Here is a 15,993-nt window from a genome sequence, read left to right as displayed (position 1 = left end):
GATAAGTCGAGCGGTTTGCTGTGTTGAATGTGCTCTATCTGGTGCATGATTTGCAGGACCCTGCCACGCGGCGGCGGACGATGATGCTTGAGGCCGGTGGCGCGAGCGTCACCGTTGCCGGGTTTCATCGCGCCAAGTTGGCTTCGGACGACAAGCGAATTTCGTTCGGCGCCACGCAGGACGGCAATTTCAACCAACGCATTTCGGCGGTGTTCGGCGCTGCGACCAATCTGCGAAAGCTGTTAAGCGGGGTTTCAAAGCCGGATTGTATTATCGCGCGCAATCTCGAAACGTTGTTTTTGGCTCGGCGGGCTACAGCCAGCTTTGGCGATGACAATATTCCGATTGTTTACGAGTGCCTCGACATTCACCGCCTGCTGTTGCGCAAGGATGCGGTCGGCATTGGGCTTCGCTGGCTGGAGCGCAGGCTGTCCAACGAAGTCAGCCTGTTGCTGACCAGTTCGCCAGCGTTTCTGGCGCAGTATTTTGACGCTTATGGGCAGTGTGCAGCACCGTCGTTGATCGTCGAAAATCGCCTGCTCGATCTTGATGCCGAATATGTTGGCGCTGCGCCGGATCGTTCAGCGGATGTTTCGCCGCCTTGGGTCATTGGCTGGTTCGGTGCACTCAGGTGCAGCCGGTCACTCGCAATTCTAAGCGATCTTTCGCGCAAGATGGATGGGCGGGTGAAGGTGCAACTGCGCGGTCGCCCCGCGATGCGCGAGATACCGGGTTTCCGTTCTGCGGTGGTCAGCGAGCCGTATCTTTCATTCGAGGGCGCGTATCGCAACCCGGAAGACATGGCCACGATCTATGGCCATGTGCATTTTACGTGGGCCATTGACTTCTTCGAGGAAGGCCAGAATTCGGAATGGCTCCTGCCCAACAGGCTTTATGAAGGTTGCCGGTTCGGCGCGGTTCCGATTGCTTTGCGGCGCACCGAAGTTGGAAAATTCCTCGCTCGCAAGGGATTTGGAATTCTACTCGATGAGGCTTCTCCCGAAACGCTAAAGGAAGTCCTCGGCACATTCAGTGAGGCCGACTACGCAGAACATCAGGCGCGCATCGCGGCGGTCGATCCATCGACCTGGGTCTGCACCGCGCGGGACTGCCGCGAACTTGTTGCGCAGCTTCCGCGTTCAAAACATCCAGTTGTTTCCCTGGAGCCTTCGATCCTCGACCGGAGGGCCGCATGACGCATAGCGATGCTGATATCCTGATTGTCATTCCGTGTCTCAATGAAGAGCGCCATATCGGTGCGCTTCTGGGATGGGTGGATCCGGTGGCGGAGAAGGTCGGGGCCCGTATCCTCGTTGTCGACGGCGGCAGTGATGATCGGTCAAAGCAAATCGTTGAAGATTTCATGCGCGGCAGCGAACGCGTGGCTTTGATGGACAATCCTGCGCGCATTCAAAGCGCGGGAATCAATCTTGCAGTCGTCCGCCACGGCATGAATTCCCGGTACATGCTGCGGCTGGATGCGCATGGCAAATATCCAGTCGATTTTTGCGAAAAGCTGCTCGCCGAGGCGGAGGAGAAAGGCGCGGATTCGGTCGTCGTTTCGATGTACACGGAGGGCATGGAACGGATCCAGCGCGCGAATGCGGCCATCCAGAATTCCAAACTGGGCACCGGCGGTTCCAAGCACAGACACGGGTCGGGCGGTGAGTGGGTCGATCATGGCCACCACGCGCTTTTCAGGACGAGGGCCTTCCTTGCCGCTGGCGGCTATGATGAGAATTTCTCGCACAATGAAGATGCCGAACTCGACCACCGGCTAAAGCTGAACGGCTTCCGGATCTGGCTCTCTGGCCGCACGCATATGATCTATTACCCACGTGAAACGTTCGGCGGATTGTTCAAGCAATACATGGCGTATGGGCGGGGCAGGGCGAAAAATCTGCTGAAGCACCGCACGCTGCCGAGCATTCGCCAGCTTGCGCCGCTTCTGGTTTGCCCCGCACTCCTCCTCGCGCTTGGCTCCGCGATCTATTGGGTTGCGGCTATTCCCGCTGTCGCATGGCTTGGCGTGTGCTTCCTGTTCGGCTTCTGGCTGGCGATATCGGAGCGCAAGCCTGATCTCGTGCTGTCCGCCGTTTCCGCCATTGTCATGCATTTTGCGTGGTCGCTTGGTTTCTGGAGGCAATTGTTCGCCTCGCAATCCGCGAGGCCCTCGGCATGAAGCGCATTGGCTCGAGAATAGACATCTGCATTTGCACGTTTCGCCGACCGGGACTTGCTGCCACGCTGAAGTCTGTTGCTGCCCAACGCTTGCCGCGGGGTGTTTCTATACGGGTAATCGTTTCCGACAATGATGACCTGCCCAGCGCGAAGGCGCTTGTAGAAGAATGCGCCGGCTGGCTCGATCTGCCGATCCAGTATCTGCACAGCCCTGCGCGCAATATTTCCATCGCCCGCAACGCCTGTCTGGACGCTGTTTCCGGCGATTATTTCGCCTTTATCGATGATGATGAGACGGCGACCGGAAACTGGCTTTCGGCTCTGGTTGCGAAGGCTCGTCAAAGCGGGGCGGATGTCGTGCTGGGGCCGGTTCGCGCTCGCTACGACGAACACGCACCGGATTGGCTTAAGGCCGGAAATTTTCACGAGACGAGGCCCGTTTGGGTCAAGGGCGAGATACGGACGGGTTATTCTTGCAACGTGCTGGTGAAGGTCGGCGCGGCCAGCGTGATCGGTAGACGCTTCGACCTGGCGCGCGGCAAGAGCGGCGGCGAAGATACAGAGTTTTTTGATGCGGTGTTCGCTGCAGGCGGGCGGATCGAGTTCGCGCCTGAAGCGTGGGTGGAAGAGCCGGTTCCTGAAAATCGCGCCTGCTTCAAATGGCTGGCGCGCCGCCGCTTTCGTTCCGGGCAAACGCATGGCGGGCTGTTGCGGCGCAAGAGCGCGTCGGGTGTTGCAAAGCAACTTCCGATAGCGTTCGCCAAATTTGTATACAGTTTGGGGTCTGTATTCGCTCCTCCCTTTCATGAAGTGAGCGCAAAGCGCGCCTTGTTGCGTGCGGTGCTCCATGCGGGTGCGATGACCGGCTTACTCGGCTGGCGTCAGCCCCAAATCTACGGCGGGCCTGATCTGCCGAGTTCGGAAACGAGATATAGATGAACCAACCGACAGCCTATCCTGCGGGCCCAAACCACCTGTTTCACTACACCAGCGATTTCATCAGCTTCGGCTCGATACTTGGCATGTTGCGTCGTCAGGCAGTGCCTTTGCTGGTTGCCGGTGGGCTTGGGCTGTTCGCGGGCATCGTTTATCTGCAGACGACGCCGCCCACCTATGTGTCGCTGGCGCGCGTGCTGATCGATGACGGCATTGCGAAATCGGTGGATGAAGTTTCGCCGCTTGCCGCAACGCTGCAGACCGATGCGACAATCATGAGCCAGACCGAGATTTTGCGCTCCGAACGGCTGGCGCGCGCGGTGGTTATCAAGGAAAAGCTTGACGAAGATCCGGACTTCACGAACCCGCCTGCTTCGCTTTTGGCCAAGACAATTGGAGCTGTGCGCGGTGTCGTTCGTGGTGTGCTTTCCGTATTTTCGTTTGGCGGTGGCGCACAGATTCGCACCGATACAGCGGCGATGCATGAGGCGCGCATCAACCTCGCGTCCAATATTTTGCAGGCGAATGTGATCGTTGAGCGCAGCGGGCGCAGTAACGTGATTGTCGTGGGGTACAGCTCATACGATCCTGCTCTGGCGCAGCGCATCACGCAGGCTTATGCCGACGCATTTTTGGCGGATCAGCTTGAAGCGAATTTCGACGCGACCGAGCGCGCGACCGTCTGGCTGCAAGAGCGCCTGGCGACACTGCGCAAGGATTCGCAGGAGGCTGCTCTCGCGGCAGAAGATTATCGCGCCAAGCAAGGGCTTTCCGTTGCGCGCGGTGAGTTGATGTCCGAGCAGCGTCTTTCGGATTTGAATGCGCAATTGATCGTTGCTCAATCCGAAGCGGCGGGCGCTCTCGCTCGCGCAGAACAGCTTCGCAAGATCGTAGAAATGGGACCGGATCGCGCGGCGGAAAATCTGGCTATGTCGAGCGCCCCCGATCAGGGGCCGGCGCTGACCGAGATGCGCACGAAATATCTCAATCTCAGCAGGCGCGAGCGTGAAGCGACGGAGCTTTATGGCGCTCAAAACACGCAGGCTGTGGCTATGCGTGCCGAGCTTTCGGAACTTGCCAAGAGCATATTCGATGAAGCCAAGCAACTCGCGCAGGCCTCGCAGAACGAATATGAAGTGAAGCACGCGAGCGAGCAGAAGCTGCGTTCCAGCGTTGAAAGTGCATCGGGCCAGAATACCGATGCGCAGCGCTCTCAGGTTCAGCTTCGCGAATTGCAGCAGCGTTCCGAAGCGCTGACTAATCTATACCAGACGTTCCTGGCTCGCTATGAGCAGATCACACAGCAGCAATCCTTCCCGATAGCGAAGGCGCGCATCATTTCCGAGGCAATGCTGCCGCTGCGCCCATCAAGTCCGCGCACGATGGTGGTGTTGTTGGCAACGCTTATGCTCGGCCTGATGGTTGGTGGTGCGATTGCGGCGCTGAACGAATTCAACGAGCGGTTTTTCCGCACGGCTGCCGATGTGCGCTCGGCAATCGGTGCAAAGTTCCTCGGCTATCTTCCTTCCATCAGCGTCGAGCCTTCGAAATCGCGCCGCAAGGGCCTTCGCGACCTTTGGAAGGAATGGTTCGCCAAGGCGCAAGAATGGAAGACGATTGCGATTGAACGGGTGAAAATCCGGTTGGGGCTGCAGGCGGTAACGGATGCGCCGTCCGGACGCGCGCCGATGCGTCGCCCGCTTTTCAACGAGCCGATTTCGCAGCGCGAGTTAATGTCGATTGCAATCGATCATCCTTACTCGATCTATGCGGAAACGCTGCGCAGCGTCCGGCTCGCCAGCGATGTGCTCTTGCAGGAGACGCCCTGCCGCGTGATAGGTGTCGTGTCGGCCTTGCCGGGCGAGGGCAAATCTACTGTGTCGTCGAACCTTGCCGCAATGCTTGCGAATAGCGGCCTCAAGACGCTGCTGATCGATGCCGATTTGCGCAATCGCAAGCTGACGCGTATGCGCCGACGGTCCAAGGGCGTTGGCCTCGTTGAAGCAGTTATCAAGGGCATGAGTTGGCGCGAAGTCGCGAACCTCGACAAGCGCGCGCGCGTGGTGTTCGTGCCGACGTTGCTCAACCGCCGTATGCCGCATACGGGCGAACTTCTGGCTTCGGTTGGTATGCGCCGCTTCCTCGACAGCGCGAAAGACACATTCGACTACATTATCGTTGACCTGCCGCCTCTGGGGCCGGTGATTGATGCCAAGGCATTTGCACCGTTTGCCGATGCGTTCCTTCTGGTTGTGGAGTGGGGCTCCACCCCGCGTGAACTGGTTCGCTCGATCCTTGAATCGGAGCCTGCCATTTCGAGCAAGATGCTGGGTGTCGTGCTGAACAAGGCCGAGATCAAGTCACTTCCGAAGTTTGGCACGACAGGCAGCGGCGAGCAGTTCTTCGAGCGTTACGCCGAATACTACGTGAAGTCTCCGGAGAACGTTTAAGTCGAGGCCGGACGCATACGCCGCGCGAGGTTTTCGGCGACCGATTGTAGCAGGTCTTTGAGGAGGGCAGGGTGCTTTATCAACGAGCGCGTTGCACCTGAAATGTTGCGCTGTTTTATCAGCACCACGAGGCGCTCATAGGCCAGCAGGTTTTCGAGCGCTTTCAATCGCCGGTGAAGAGCCTTGCGTGTTGCAGCGGGTATGTCGCCGCCTTCCAGCGCGCGCTGAGCGGCGATCATGGCGAACACTTTTTCTTCCGACAGGCGATGAGAAATCGAGTTGCTATGCCTGCGATATTGATAATAGGATTCCTGCGTGACGAGCAGCTTTTTGCCTTTGAGCAGTAGCCGCAGCAACAGGTCGAAATCTTCGCCCACGCGCAGCGCTTCGTTATATTTCATGCCATCGAGAGCCGAGCGGCGGATGAGCGGTTTGAGATAGCCCAGTTTCGGCAGGCCGGAACCCTGAATCTCCGTTTGGACCAGCAAATCAGCTGACACGAATTGCGGGACTGTTCTTGCCGCGGTGCGGAGCAGCGTGCGTCCCGCAGGCGTTTCGTCGTCACCGAAATAGGTCAGATCGTCAGCGACAATGTTGCAGGCGTGAGCGTCAGCCAGTTTGATCAATAGTTCGAGCCGGTCGCGCTGCATGAGGTCGTCGGAATCTACAATGGCGACCCATTCGCCCCTGGCAATGGCTAGCGCACGGTTGCGCGTCGCGGCCGGGCCTGTGTTGCCTGCGCCCGTCAGGACACGAACGCGCTTATCCTCGCGCGCGATGCGTTTCGCGATTTCCACACTCGTATCGTCTGAGCCATCATCGCTGACAATCAGTTCCAGATTTTTGACCGATTGCGCCAGCACCGAGCACATCGACTCCTCAAGAAAGCGTGCTCCGCGATAATTGGCCATTATGACCGAGACGAGGGGGGCTGGCGGATTCAACGCGCCGTTCCGAAATAGGCGTCGGCGTAAATCTGCGCCGAGCGCTTGGGCGAGAGCTGCGTTTTCACATAGTTGCGGGGTTTGAAACTGGTGAGATTGTTCCAGAAATTGTCTAGTACCGCGGGAAAATCCTCAATACCCGCAAAGCGCGCGCCACATTGCTCGGAGAAGAATGGCACGGACGAGGCAGGCGGGGCGCTGGGCAAAAAGCGCTGCCACAGAGGATCGGCCCAATAGCCGCGATCCCAGGCAAGAACCGGCACGCCGGACGCAAGTGCTTCCTGGTAGGCAAGCCCCTGCGTTTCATGCTCGCACAGGAAGATCATCGCGCGTGATTGAGCCAGCATTGTTTTGAGCGTGGCGTGGTCGTGCATCTTGTAACGCACTTCCTGAAAGGTGTGGCCCTGCTCGTGCAATCGCGTTCGGATTGGCTCGATCAAGTCTCGCTCCATCTGGTCATGGTCCCAGCGAATCTTGTCGTAGATCAGAAAATCGAACTGTTTTGGCTCGCGAGAAAGATCTGGCCAATTGTCGAGGTCAATGCCCGCAAACCATTGGACGCAGCGTTCTCCATAATAGGGAGCGAACATTTCCTTCATCCAGTCGGCTAGCACGAGATAGCTTTTGAAGCGCTTGTCCGCGAAAAGCTTCGGAGCGAGGCCGGGATGATCATAAAGCGACGGTCCCAGCAGCACCGGATTTGGTAGCCGCCAACCATCCAGAATGACGGGAAAACCAACAACACCGACCGGATGGTTGGGGTTTTTACGCGCCGCCGCGTAATCATTCACGCGCACATTAAAGCCGTTTGCGCGCAACGCATCGGCCAACATCTCAAACGAAACCTGAAAACCGGTTTTCTTCTGGCGATGGTGCAACAGGTTCCACGCCGGACGCAGGATGCGCTTAATATAGCGGTCGCCCGGAAGAAACTTATCGACCTCCACATTCTTGAAAAACAGGAGGATGTCTTGCGAGCCGAGCTCGGATACTTTCTGCATGTCACCGAGGTGTGCGTTGCAATATATCTATTGTGCGATGCGCAAAAGTAATTGTAAACTCCTTCAGACAATATTCTTGGCTCCAACCCGAGATTTCGCATGTCGATGGGCGGCGGGAACATGCAGGAAGCTGCCAGGGCGGGAGCGCCCCGGCTAACTGTTCTTGACGGGTTGCGGGGTTGGGCTGCGCTGTGCGTGACCTGTTCCCACATTTTCTGGGGCATTTTCGGCGATGTGGTTCCGCTGTTCAAAAATGTAGCGACCGGAGTTTTTCTCAACGGCCTGTTTTCGGTGATGCTGTTCTTTGTCATTTCAGGTGAAGCGCTGACCGCGGCCTATTGGGCAAAGCCAGAGCGGCGGGCGATCTGGAAGCTCGCGGTGAAACGCTATCCGCGCCTTGCGATACCCGTATCTGTGGCTTGCGTTATTGTTGCGCTGCTCATTGCCGTTGGACTTGTATATAACCGGCAGGCCGGCGAATTGATCGGCAACACTTGGCTTCGAGAGTTTCCGACAGAGACGAAAACGATAGGTGAGACGGTTTCGTTTGCGCTGTTTTACGTATTCTACAAGCCGTTCATCGATTTCTCGATTATTCCGTTTTTGTGGACGATGCGGACAGAGGCAATCGGCTCGATTGTCGTAGTGCTGTTTCTACTGTGCGAGCGCTTTATCAGCCAAAAGAAGACCGTGCTTGCGATCCTCGCTTTCATCGCAATTGCGACCGGCACGCTGAGCGGCTGCTTCTTCGTTGGAATGCTTTTTGCGCTGATGCGACGGGAAGGGCTGTTCGATTGGCACGGCCAGTCGCACGCAAATACTGCGCTGGCCATCGCGGCGATAATCGTGCTGCTTATTCCGCCATCCTACCTCATGCTCCAGCATCACGAGTTGCCACCATTGCTGATGCTGGTAGCGGCGGTTTGCTGCCTGCTGATTTACTCGGATGTCCACATTTCAGCGTTTCTTTCCAACTCGCTTTCGCAATGGCTTGGAAAGATCTCGTTTCCACTGTTCCTGATGCACTACGCGGTGATCGTGACCTTCACGTCATGGGCGATTGTGCAGACCTCGCTGGACAGCCTTGCGCCGCAACCAGTCTATGCGGGCATTGCGCTGACGTCGCTGGCTCTGGCGATGGCATGCGCGATGTTGTTCGTTCCCGTCGAGCAGTTCGCGATACGGTTTTCGCACGCTACGTGGCGGCTGTTCGAAAAGTATATTCTCGACCCAAAGCTGCCGGCGCCCTCAGCCCCTGCTTAGCTCGCCAACGCATAACGTATGCGGTTGCTCAATCTGTTTGCGATAAATGCCGTGGTTGAATAGGGCCGTGTGCGCTCGAACTCGATCGTGACGGGCTCGGTGTGCTCCACTCCAGTCACCCGCGCTTGATCGCGAAACTGCGCGAGCATGTGCCGAACGTTTCCAACGAAGTGGCCACCTACGAGATCGGTCGAATAGCGGTCGTTCTTGCTGATAACGCGCAACTGATTGCCAGCCCACATCATGGCCGGATGTTCGCCAGCCACGGAGGCCCAGCAGGTCTGTTCCAGAAACCACTGATAGGGTTTGTTTTCAATGTAACCGGGATTGTCTTCGATCAGCCGGACTGTTCGTTCCATCAAATCCATGTCGAATAGTTCTTTGCGGATCATCATGAAACCCGCGTTGAAGCGATGCAGCAGGTGCAACGGCCCGGTCTGCCAAGGCTTCAGGCAAAATGAATCCGCAACGTCGAGCACGTGAACGGTTTTGATGGTTTCATTGGGCCAACTGAACGCGCCCTTGAATGGTCGGAAAAACAGCACGTCGGTATCGCAGAGGATGATGTCGCCCTTCGAGAATATGCCCACATCGACGAGCTTGCGGCCCATTGGCGAGCGCTCGCGAAATGCCAAGGTTCGGGGCGTGGCCTTGAGTAGAGGGTTCATCACATCGTCTGCTTCTTCCCTTGATATAAGCACCGCGCCGGGGAGTCCTTCTTCGAGTCTCGCGCGCTCATCCTTGCTGATTGAGCCATCGTCGTGCAGCACGATGCGGACAGGATCGGCCGAGAATCTTTTGAGCGACCCAAGGCATTCGATTCCGAGTTCCACATCGCGCTTGCAGATGATTGCGCGAATTTCGGGAATGGTCTGCTGCGTCATGAGGGTGCGCCTCTGTCTGCCGATGCGATTTTCGTATCTGCCAGCCTTGCGGGATAGACGATTGTCCGTATCGCTTCGTTCGTTATCTGAGGTTGCGATGCGCGATATGCGGCGAGCGCCTGATTGGCATAGATCAGTCCACAGATGATCGTTACGGACGAGGCGCTGAACTGGTAGAAAACATCCACTTCAACCATGCTGCGCGCTGCAATCAAAACCGCGAATCCCACGAAGTAGCCGGCAGTTCCGAATGGTTCTTTCACCGCCCATTGGACGGATCGCGCAAGGCTGGAAAACAGCAATATCGCGGTTAGTGCAATGCCGATAATGCCCAATTCGACGCCGATGGAAATGTAAGTGTTGTGGAAGTGAAAGCCTGTGCGCGCATCGATCTTGAAATAGGCCCAAAGCTCTTCGGCGTCCGGTGTATTCTGAACCCAGAATGACTGAAAGCCCAATCCCAGGAATGGCCGCTCGCTGATGAGGTTTGAGCCGATTTCCCAAAGCTCGGTGCGGCCAGTGATTGTCGTATCCTTATCGAATAGCGCGAGCAGAATTTCGAGCAATTGCTGGTGAAAAACTGCGACCACCAGACCAAGCACTGCAAAAATCGAAAAAAGCAGCGTGAAATAGCCTCTTCGCTGATAGGCGGTGAGCCAGCCGCCGACCACGAACATGCCGAATGAGCCCACCGTGAGGAGCGTTGTTACGATAGCGCCGGATGATTGCGCGGAAATCAGCAAGGCGGGCGATATGAGCACGCCGAAAAGCGCGGCAAGCCGTGTCAGTCGGTCGGTTTCCCTTGCAAACAGCAGGCCAAGCGCTGCTAGCGCAAACATGGAAATTGCCGTGGCATACGCATTCTTCGCTGCGAAAACGCCCAAAGCAATGCCGTCCAACCTTGCGCCGCCAAACAGTGCGCTGATCAATATGATCGGAACAGATGTCCAGAACGAAATGGCGAGAAATGTATAGGCTGTTACGCGGTGCGCGATCACGATGCCGATCATGAAAGTCAGCAAGAGCTGAAAGCCATATCGCATTGAGAGATTAGGCTCGGCCGACCAGAGCGTCGAGGCAAATGCATAGAGCGGCAGTATTAGGATGTACCAGTTTCGGACCAATGCATCGATTGTGGAGGCAGGCCGTCGCGCCATCAGGAACGCGCCGAAGGCAAGGAATATCAGCGGCGCGAGCGAAGCCAGAATAGGCAACAGAAAGAGGCTTCCCAAAGCCGCGATAGCTATGAGCGTGTCTGTCCGCACACCTTGCTCGGGCTTCTCAGAAGCGGGAGGTAAGGTTGCCACACCGCCAAGCGGCGGTTGCGCATTTGTCTGCATCGTCTGGCGTTCTTGCCTCTGCCAAATGCAACTCTCGCGAGCGTAACGTCGTTTCTTGTGCGACGCAACAAAAAGGGCGGAGAAAAGGCTCGTTTTCTCTTGCAATGCAATATTGTGCGTGTTGCAATGCAGCGGTGGCTTGATCTGATTGGCCACGAACAGTCGTTGGCAAATTAAGCCTCAAGGAGACTGTTTTGAAAATCTGCATCACCTCACTTTTAATCGCGATTGGCTGGAGCTTTCCGGTATTGGCGCAAGACCAACCAACGGTTGCGCTTGGCAAATCCTTCGTCGATGAGTTCGATCGCTTCGATCCTGATCTCTGGATGGCATCGAACGGCTGGAACAACGGTGCGCATCAAAACTGCACCTGGTCAACGCGCGAGATCGATGTCGGCAAAGGTCAGCTGACACTCTCCTTCAGCAATGTGCCGTTCAAGGATCGGCAGTATTCCTGCGGTGAAGTTCAAACAAAGCAGCGCTTCCAATATGGCACTTATGAAGCACGTATGCGCACGGGGGCAGGGTCGGGGCTCAATGCAGCATTCTTCACCTATATCGGGCCAACGCAGAAGCAGCCACATGACGAGATCGACTTCGAGGTGCTGCTGAAAGACACATCGAAGGTTCAGCTCAACACTTACATTGATGCCCAGCAGCACAATACGGCGCTTGTCGACGTGCCGGGCGGGTCGGATAATGACTTCCACGACTATGCGTTCGTTTGGGAGCCTGACCGCATGTCGTGGTACGTAGACGGCAAGCTGATGCATCAAAGCGAACCGGACGCCACGCTGCCAACGCATCCGCAGAAGATATTCTTCAGCATCTGGGGCACAGACACGCTGAGCGCATGGATGGGCAAATTCGAGGTTCCGCAAAAGCCCGTAAAGCTTGAAGTCGAGCGGGTCGCATTCACTGCGAAAGGCGAAAAATGCCAGTTCCCTCAGTCGATTGTCTGTATGCTCGCGGCGAAGGAGTGAAACCTTCCGCCGCATCACGGAACACATAAGCGGCGGTGCCGTTCATCTTGTGTACAGGTTAGATCGTTCACGCTAATTTCGTGGAGGGACGGAGTTGGTCAGGCGTTGTGAGACGCTTGTCGAAAATCTTTGTTAGCGGAGGCAAGGATGGAAAGACGTTTATTCCTCACAGGACTGTTGGGCGTGGCAGGTGCTGCTGCCGTCGCCAGCGTGGTCAGGCCCGCGCAGGCGTTGGCGGGAGTACCGGACATGAGCGGCGGTCCGGGCATACTTGATGAGCTGGATATGCCCGCAAACGATGGCGAAGAAGCTATTGTCGAGCCGGTATATCATCGTGATTGGCACAGACCGGGGCATCCTCATTGGAGATACCGGCGTCGTCGCCGCCGCGTGTGGCGCAGGGTTTGCCGCCGTTACTGGCATCATGGCCGCTGGCGTCACCGTTGCCGTCGCGTCAGAGTCTGGGTGTATTGGTAATCCAATGATGCAGCCCGCCGGTTAGCCGGCGGGCCATAATCTCGCGCTAGCCTCTTGGTACAGGGGCTGCGGCCTGCTATCTTTGGTCCAACGAAAAGAATTATCGCGCCTGCCGCGCCACTCGTCTGGTGTGCGGCGCTGAAGGATCAAAGTGGAAAACCGCGACTCAGGGGCGAGTCCGCCGATGGCGGATGCCGCCCGGAAAGGGTCGGCGCACCGTTCGGCTGCGCCCGGCTCGGAGATTCCCCCGAAGGGGACGAAAAAGCGCCGAAAGCGCAAGAGAAAGCGTGACCGCAAGGTGTTTGCGCCCGGTGCGGCGCAGGCTGCGCAAGCAAATGCCGAAAAGCAGCAACCGAAGCCGCGCGGGGTAGAGCCCGCGCCGCGCAACAACGGCTATTCGCCTGGCATATTCGCGGCGCTCGACCTCGGCACCAACAATTGCCGCCTGCTGGTTGCTGTGCCGACTGCGCCAGGCCAGTTCCGCGTCATCGATGCATTTTCGCGCATCGTGCGCTTGGGCGAAGGCTTGAGCGCCAACGGCAGACTGGCTGATGCCGCAATGGATCGCGCTGTTGATGCGCTGACGGTTTGCGCGACGAAACTGAGCGCACGCCCAATTCGACGCGCGCGACTGATTGCTACCGAAGCTTGTCGCGCAGCCGAAAACGGCGAGCTTTTCCTCGCCCGAGTCAAGGCCGAAACGGGTCTTGAACTGGAGATCATCGACCGGATGACGGAGGCTCGTCTCGCAGTTTCGGGATGCGAGTCGCTGATCGAACGAAACACCGAAGGCGTGGTCCTGTTCGATATTGGCGGTGGATCGTCGGAGATCGCGCTGATTGACCTGTCGCGCGGGCGGCAGGGGCGATTGTCATCGCACATCGTGGCATGGACCTCGCTGCCGGTCGGCGTGGTGTCGCTTGCCGAGCGCTTTGGTGGTAAGGTCGTTACGCGCGAGAGCTTTGCGGCAATGGTGCAGGCTGTGACCGACATGATTGCGGATTTTGCCGAGCGCGACAGGCTGAAGCACGTAGCTCAATCGCGGAATTTCCATCTGCTTGGCACATCTGGAACGGTGACAACGCTGGCGGGTGTCCATCTGGATTTGCCGCGTTATGAGCGCCGCAGAGTTGATGGCCTGTGGATGGACAATCACAACGTAGACAAAATGATTGAGCGGCTTTTGGGCTGGGATTTCGAGCAGCGGGTGAAGAACCCATGCATCGGCGCGGATCGTGCAGACCTCGTGCTGGCGGGCTGCGCCATTCTGGAAGCCATTCGCAGGGTATGGCCGAGCGAGCGGCTGCGGGTCGCTGATCGCGGCCTGCGCGAAGGAGTGTTGAGCGAATTGATGGGTGACGAAGGCGTGTGGCGCAGGCGACCGCAGAGGGATGCGCGCCAATGAAAAAGCCCGGACCTGCCGCGCCATCGCGTGTTTTGCGCACGAAAGTGAAGAAGAAGCGCGGCCTGAAAGAGTCGTCCCGCCGCTGGCTTGAGCGCCATCTCAACGACCCATATGTGCAGCGCTCGAAGGCCGAGGGCTATCGCTCGCGCGCAGCATACAAGCTGATCGAGATCGACGATCGCTACAAGCTCATAAAGCCCGGCATGAAGATTATCGATCTTGGAGCGGCGCCGGGCGGCTGGTGCCAGGTTGCAGCACAGCGCGCAAAGTCCGATCCGGATGCGCCCAGCGTGGTTGGTATCGATTATCTCGAGGTCGATCCGGTGCCGGGAGCGGTTATTCTCCAGAAGGATTTTCTAGACGACGATGCGCCAGCGCTACTGGAAACGACACTGGGCGGCGAGCCGGATCTGGTGCTTTCCGATATGGCGGCACCGACTACGGGTCATCGGCGCACTGACCATTTGCGCACCATGCATCTGGTTGAGGTAGCGGCGGATTTCGCTATCAATGTGCTGAAACCGGGCGGGCATTTTCTGGCCAAGACCTTTCAGGGCGGAACGGAAACCGAATTGCTGGATCGCTTGAAGCGCAGCTTTGGAACCGTGCACCACGTCAAGCCGCCTGCATCGCGCGACGAATCCGTCGAGCTTTACCTGCTTGCAAAGAACTTCAAGGGCAGGGGCTAAGCCTTGGCAGTTTCTGATTCTTCTTGAGTGACCGGCCGGATCAGCGCGTGGCCTGACACAGCACTGCCCGCGTCCGCCGGCAATCGCATGAAGGCGATGGACGCGAGTGCAGAAACTGCCGCGACGATGAAAAACGCAACATGGAAATCGGCCAAATCCAGCGGTCGGTCGTGGATCAAGGTCTGCAACTCCAGCACACCGCCTGCAAGCGCAACACCCAGTGCAACGGACAATTGCTGTGCAACCGCGACGATAGGCGTGGCCTTACTCATGTCTTCCGGTGGAATCTCCGCATAGGAAAATGCGTTGACGCCGGTGAAGAACATCGACCGGATGAGCCCGCCGAAGAAAATCAGCATCATCATCAAAGCTATCGAGGTTTCTGGCGTGAAGAAGCCGTAAATCGCGATGGTTCCGGCGGCGAGTATTGACCCGAAGATCAGCACGCGACGAAAGCCAAAAGTGCGGAAAATCCAGCTGGTCGCGAACTTCATGCCCATAGCGCCGAGCGCGGTAACGAATGTTATCATGCCCGACTGAAATGGATTCAGCCCAAAGGCAATCTGTAGCATCAGCGGCAGCAGGAACGGCACAGCGCCGATGCCGAGCCGGAACATGCTCCCACCAAGCACCGACGTGCGGAAAACCTGATTGTTAAACAGCCGCAGCGCGAGCAGGGGGTTGGGCGTGCGGCGCGCATGCCAAAGATAGAGCGCTATGCAAACGGCACCAGTAAGCATGGTCAACACGCCGTAGATTGGTGGTAGCGCGGGCAGGCTCATGACCGAAATACCGAACACGATTCCGGCAGCGCCGATGCCGCTCAGCACAAGCCCGGCGAAATCCAGTCGCGGCGTTTCGACAGCCGCACTTTCCGGCAGGAATTTTGTAGCGAGCATTATGCCAAGCAGGCCGATGGGCACGTTGATGATGAATATCCAGTGCCACGAAAAGTATGTGGTGATGAAGCCACCCACCGGTGGCCCGATGAGCGGACCTATAAGAGCGGGAACGGTGAGCCAGGACATTGCGGCCACAAGTTCGCTCTTTGGTGTGGAGCGCACCAGCACGAGGCGGCCAACGGGAGTCATCATTGCGCCTCCCATGCCCTGCAAAAACCGCGCCACCACGAAGGAACCGAGCGAGCCGGACGTGGCGCAGGCAATCGAGCCAATGACGAAAACGGCAATCGCAGCGCGGAAGATGTTCTTCGCGCCGAACTTGTCTGCCATCCAGCCGCTAAGGGGAATGAAGATAGCAAGCGATACGAGGTAAGACGTGAGCGCCAGCTTCAACGCAATGGGATTGGTTCCGATGTCGATCGCAATCGCCGGCAGCGATGTAGCGATCACGGTCGAGTCCATGTTTTCCATGAACAGCGCGACGGCAAGAATGAGCGGAACCGTTCGAGAAGCTGGCAAGGCGGTGATCACTAATTGC

At 57.6% G+C, this 15,993-nt stretch carries 14 protein-coding genes; 9 read left to right on the top strand and 5 right to left on the bottom strand.

What is annotated here, in order from left to right; genetic code table 11:
* The first annotated feature begins 20 nt into the window (after nt 1–20).
* The 4 genes from DY251_RS17150 to DY251_RS17135 are packed head-to-tail and all read left to right on the top strand — an operon-like array spanning nt 21 to nt 5,567.
* Nucleotides 21–1,196, top strand: a complete 1,176-nt coding sequence (locus DY251_RS17150; RefSeq protein ID WP_116625130.1) for a glycosyltransferase family protein — start codon at nt 21–23, stop codon at nt 1,194–1,196.
* A complete protein-coding gene (locus tag DY251_RS17145) occupies nt 1,193–2,182 on the top strand; it encodes a glycosyltransferase family 2 protein (RefSeq protein ID WP_116625129.1) in 990 nt (329 codons plus the stop codon). The genes DY251_RS17150 and DY251_RS17145 overlap by 4 nt, the downstream gene beginning before the upstream one ends.
* Nucleotides 2,179–3,120 (top strand): glycosyltransferase family 2 protein, encoded by a 942-nt coding sequence (locus DY251_RS17140; RefSeq protein WP_116625128.1) that lies wholly within the window; start codon nt 2,179–2,181, stop codon nt 3,118–3,120. The genes DY251_RS17145 and DY251_RS17140 overlap by 4 nt, the downstream gene beginning before the upstream one ends.
* Complete coding sequence (locus tag DY251_RS17135) at nt 3,117–5,567, top strand: polysaccharide biosynthesis tyrosine autokinase (RefSeq protein ID WP_116625127.1); 2,451 nt, start codon at nt 3,117–3,119, stop codon at nt 5,565–5,567. Before DY251_RS17140 ends, DY251_RS17135 begins: the two co-directional genes overlap by 4 nt.
* Here the strand turns inward: DY251_RS17135 and DY251_RS17130 are convergent.
* Both DY251_RS17130 and DY251_RS17125 read right to left on the bottom strand, forming a co-directional pair.
* The gene (locus DY251_RS17130) at nt 5,564–6,511 is read right to left on the bottom strand and encodes a glycosyltransferase family 2 protein (RefSeq protein ID WP_137113491.1); all 948 of its coding nucleotides are present in this window, start codon (nt 6,509–6,511) and stop codon (nt 5,564–5,566) included. The genes DY251_RS17135 and DY251_RS17130 overlap by 4 nt on opposite strands.
* Nucleotides 6,508–7,512: a glycosyltransferase gene (locus tag DY251_RS17125; protein WP_116625125.1), complete on the bottom strand. Its 1,005-nt coding sequence runs from the start codon at nt 7,510–7,512 to the stop codon at nt 6,508–6,510. The genes DY251_RS17130 and DY251_RS17125 overlap by 4 nt, the downstream gene beginning before the upstream one ends.
* Nucleotides 7,513–7,611: 99 nt before the next feature.
* Here DY251_RS17125 and DY251_RS17120 point away from each other — a divergent pair, with 99 nt between their 5' ends.
* The gene (locus DY251_RS17120; protein WP_116625124.1) at nt 7,612–8,775 is read left to right on the top strand and encodes an acyltransferase family protein; all 1,164 of its coding nucleotides are present in this window, start codon (nt 7,612–7,614) and stop codon (nt 8,773–8,775) included.
* On the opposite strand, the gene DY251_RS17115 is transcribed toward DY251_RS17120, so the two are convergent.
* The gene (locus DY251_RS17115) at nt 8,772–9,659 is read right to left on the bottom strand and encodes a hypothetical protein (protein WP_116625123.1); all 888 of its coding nucleotides are present in this window, start codon (nt 9,657–9,659) and stop codon (nt 8,772–8,774) included. The two genes, DY251_RS17120 and DY251_RS17115, sit on opposite strands and share 4 nt — an antisense overlap.
* Complete coding sequence (locus DY251_RS17110) at nt 9,656–10,999, bottom strand: O-antigen ligase family protein (protein ID WP_116625122.1); 1,344 nt, start codon at nt 10,997–10,999, stop codon at nt 9,656–9,658. Before DY251_RS17110 ends, DY251_RS17115 begins: the two co-directional genes overlap by 4 nt.
* A gap of 194 nt (nt 11,000–11,193) precedes the next feature.
* On the opposite strand from DY251_RS17110, the gene exoK reads away from it, so the two are divergent.
* From exoK to DY251_RS17090, 4 genes are all read left to right on the top strand, one after another.
* The gene (exoK, locus tag DY251_RS17105) at nt 11,194–11,982 is read left to right on the top strand and encodes an endo-1,3-1,4-beta-glycanase ExoK (RefSeq protein WP_245416016.1); all 789 of its coding nucleotides are present in this window, start codon (nt 11,194–11,196) and stop codon (nt 11,980–11,982) included.
* 274 nt (nt 11,983–12,256) lie between these two features.
* The gene (locus tag DY251_RS21500; protein ID WP_158553273.1) at nt 12,257–12,484 is read left to right on the top strand and encodes a hypothetical protein; all 228 of its coding nucleotides are present in this window, start codon (nt 12,257–12,259) and stop codon (nt 12,482–12,484) included.
* A 159-nt stretch (nt 12,485–12,643) separates the two neighbouring features.
* Nucleotides 12,644–13,864, top strand: coding sequence for a Ppx/GppA phosphatase family protein (locus DY251_RS17095; RefSeq protein WP_116625120.1), 1,221 nt, complete (start codon nt 12,644–12,646; stop codon nt 13,862–13,864).
* Entirely contained in the window at nt 13,861–14,553 is a 693-nt protein-coding gene (locus DY251_RS17090) for an RlmE family RNA methyltransferase (RefSeq protein WP_116625159.1), read from the top strand. Before DY251_RS17095 ends, DY251_RS17090 begins: the two co-directional genes overlap by 4 nt.
* Here the strand turns inward: DY251_RS17090 and DY251_RS17085 are convergent.
* On the bottom strand, nt 14,550–15,974 hold the full coding sequence (locus DY251_RS17085; protein ID WP_281004476.1) for an MFS transporter: 1,425 nt from the start codon (nt 15,972–15,974) through the stop codon (nt 14,550–14,552). The two genes, DY251_RS17090 and DY251_RS17085, sit on opposite strands and share 4 nt — an antisense overlap.
* Nucleotides 15,975–15,993 lie beyond the last annotated feature (19 nt).

The sequence above is a fragment of the Mesorhizobium denitrificans genome, assembly GCF_003403035.1.
GTDB classification, from domain to species: domain Bacteria; phylum Pseudomonadota; class Alphaproteobacteria; order Rhizobiales; family Rhizobiaceae; genus Mesorhizobium_G; species Mesorhizobium_G denitrificans.
Note: the sequence above shows the minus strand (reverse complement) of the source record. Positions and strands in the feature narration are given on the sequence as shown.

Bases quoted from the DNA above. Each gene is read 5' to 3' on its own strand.
- DY251_RS17145 (WP_116625129.1), top strand. From the start codon at position 1,193: ATGACGCATAGCGATGCTGATATCCTGATTGTCATTCCGTGTCTCAAT.
- DY251_RS17140 (WP_116625128.1), top strand. From the start codon at position 2,179: ATGAAGCGCATTGGCTCGAGAATAGACATCTGCATTTGCACGTTTCGC.
- DY251_RS17135 (WP_116625127.1), top strand. From the start codon at position 3,117: ATGAACCAACCGACAGCCTATCCTGCGGGCCCAAACCACCTGTTTCAC.
- DY251_RS17125 (WP_116625125.1), bottom strand. From the start codon at position 7,512: ATGCAGAAAGTATCCGAGCTCGGCTCGCAAGACATCCTCCTGTTTTTC.
- DY251_RS17120 (WP_116625124.1), top strand. From the start codon at position 7,612: ATGTCGATGGGCGGCGGGAACATGCAGGAAGCTGCCAGGGCGGGAGCG.
- DY251_RS17115 (WP_116625123.1), bottom strand. From the start codon at position 9,659: ATGACGCAGCAGACCATTCCCGAAATTCGCGCAATCATCTGCAAGCGC.
- DY251_RS17110 (WP_116625122.1), bottom strand. From the start codon at position 10,999: ATGCAGACAAATGCGCAACCGCCGCTTGGCGGTGTGGCAACCTTACCT.
- DY251_RS21500 (WP_158553273.1), top strand. From the start codon at position 12,257: ATGAGCTGGATATGCCCGCAAACGATGGCGAAGAAGCTATTGTCGAGC.
- DY251_RS17095 (WP_116625120.1), top strand. From the start codon at position 12,644: ATGGCGGATGCCGCCCGGAAAGGGTCGGCGCACCGTTCGGCTGCGCCC.
- DY251_RS17090 (WP_116625159.1), top strand. From the start codon at position 13,861: ATGAAAAAGCCCGGACCTGCCGCGCCATCGCGTGTTTTGCGCACGAAA.